Genomic DNA, 2,616 nt, shown 5'->3' on the forward strand with positions numbered 1-2,616 from the left:
TTATTTATAGAAAGTTCATTAGCAACAATTCGTATTATCTCATCGTAAGCTCTCCAGCTTGAGATATAACAACTTCCATCTTCTATAGTTATGAATCCTTGCGCCATGTTTAAATTATTGCCAACGGTCTAGTGTATGATTTCGTTGCGTGTTTAAGCACTAAAGTTAGCAAATAAATCATAGATAGAAAGTCCGCGAGGACTTTCGTAAGTAGGCTCTAACTAGCAATGAATTATACACATTGTTACCTGCTGGCTTTCTTTATTTTTTCTATTGAATTTAATGCTTGTTCTCCTATCGTTAATTCAGTCGTTTGTCTCAAAAATCCGTCCTCGTCAAATATTTTCGGTTTCACTTCATTTTCAGTCAACTCATTTAAAAACTGTATTTCGTTCTCGGTTCCTATCTCTCCCAAAGTCCAAATACAATCATAAATTATCATTGAATTTTTAGATTTCATTTTCTTTTTAATAGCTGGTATTGCCTTTTTGAAATCAAAATCCGCAAATGTTCTACACAAGTTTGAGTTCAAAGTATGATTTTTGTTTTTGATGAATAATTCCAAAAGTTTATCTGCGCTTTCTGTTTGATTGTTTGACCATATCGATTGTATTGCTATTATTTGTACAAATTCATCATTGTCAGATAATGAGTTTTCTAACAGTTCAATTTTTCTTTTATTATCAAATTCATTTAGTTCATAAAGAATTTGTCCTCTATTCGTGGTTTTAGAATCATTAAAAATTTTTACTAACGAGTCAAAATCTTTGTCAACCTTTCTATTCGTTTCAGTTGATTCTTTGTCAGGCTTTTTATTCGATTTAGTATTGCAAGAAATAAGCAATATCGTTAGTATTATGAATAGAATTTTTGGCATTCTCGGTGTTTGTTTCAGCTTGCAGGTAACGGTATTGTGTATGATTAGTGGCGTGTTTAAGCACCTAATTTAGCAAATAAAAACTGAATAGAAAATCCGCGAGGATTTTCGTAAGTAGGCGAGAACCAGCCATTAATTATACACGTTGTTGCCAGTAGTTTTTATTTTTTATTCTTGAAAGAATTCAGATTCATTTATATTTTCTGAACTCATATTTCCATTTGCAACTGTATATAATGTTATGCTACCAGTTGTATAACTATAAGACGAATTTTCAATACTTATCATATCTCCAATATTATCTGATTTGCTAAAATGAACATTACTTTCAAACGCTCCATTAATGTTGCAAAAGTTTAATTTTTGAGGATTCCAATCATTACCATAATAAACCTTAATAAAGTAATTTCCACTTGGTATTCTACTCATTTTAAAATCTGCACCTGCTCTTATGTATTCATTTCTTATCGTTTTCTTATCAGATTGCCTTACCAAACATACAATTGCATCTGTTGCATTACTGTTTTTAAAAATCAAATATGCTTGTCCTGAATATATTCCTTTACCAAAACATTTGTCTAATGGTGAATCTCCGTTTTGTAGTTGATTGCCAATATATTTGTTTTTAGATGATAGGCTAGACGAATTGTTATCAGAATTGCCACTAGTTAATTTCCCATTAACCCATTTTGTTTTAGAGTTAGACAATATACCTTGTGCGTACAATGTATTATTATTTGGCAGGTAAAAAGAAATTATGATTTTATTGTCTTTTTTTTCTACAACTGCTTTTCCAGAATCAATACAGACATCATTTCCGTATTTTATTTTTTCTCTAAATTCTATTTTATTGTCACTTTGCGAAATTATTCCCCAGTCGCCACCACAGTTTAAAGAAGGGTAATCAACTTTAAAACTTAGGATTTCACTCCCAAAAATATCTCTTCCTTTTTTAACATTCAGATTCATAACCCATTTCTCATTTATGTCAAATTGTTCTATAGTACCAGATAATTCTCCTTTCAGCCATTTTTTATTCAAATCAGAAACAGACGTTGAATATTTTTCTATTTCTGTTTTTTCAACAGGAATAAAGTTTGTTGAAGGTTTTTCGTTTTGTTCAATTGTGTTGTAATTGTTTGAACTTTTAGATTTTTCATCAAAAAATATACTAATACTTAAAACACCTATAAAACCTAAAAATAAGTATGCGAAAATTTTTGAAGATGAAGGACTATTGGTGTTTTTTGGTTCGGGATTTTTATATTCTTTTTTAGCTGTTGATTCAGGTCTTGGTGGTGGTTTAGAATATGTGTTTTGTGAATAACTTTGTTGTGTCTTTGAATAAGTATTATTGTTTAATAAACTATCATATCTTGATTTTTTTGATAAGTCAGTTAGTGTTTCATAAGCTATTTGGATTTCCTTAAATCTGTCTTCAAAAAATTTATCTCCACCGTTCAGGTCTGGATGGAACTTTTTTGAAAGCTTTCTGTAAGCAGTTTTTATTTCTACTTGACTTGCATTTCGAGAAACTCCTAAAACGTAATAATAGTCATTCATTTATTTATTCGATAATTTTGAATTTAAGCACTGTTTCTTAAATTACTGGCAACGTGTTTGTGTAAGGATAGTTGCGTGTGAAAGCAACTAACTTACTAAAAATGGGACGAACCAGAGGAAAATCCGCAGGATTTTCCGAGTAGGCAAGAACCAAGCAATTATTTTTACACGGTGTT

The 2,616-nt window shown here is 30.3% G+C and carries 2 protein-coding genes; both read right to left on the reverse strand.

Features of this window, described 5'->3' with window-relative positions:
- Nucleotides 1-244: 244 nt before the first annotated feature.
- The gene (locus tag ACFQ1R_RS13125) at nt 245-877 is read right to left on the reverse strand and encodes a HEAT repeat domain-containing protein (RefSeq protein ID WP_379926721.1); all 633 of its coding nucleotides are present in this window, start codon (nt 875-877) and stop codon (nt 245-247) included.
- A 168-nt stretch (nt 878-1,045) separates the two neighbouring features.
- On the reverse strand, nt 1,046-2,440 hold the full coding sequence (locus ACFQ1R_RS13130; RefSeq protein ID WP_379926722.1) for a J domain-containing protein: 1,395 nt from the start codon (nt 2,438-2,440) through the stop codon (nt 1,046-1,048).
- Nucleotides 2,441-2,616: the final 176 nt, after the last annotated feature.

This window comes from Mariniflexile jejuense, assembly GCF_042675665.1.
Taxonomy (GTDB): domain Bacteria; phylum Bacteroidota; class Bacteroidia; order Flavobacteriales; family Flavobacteriaceae; genus Mariniflexile; species Mariniflexile jejuense.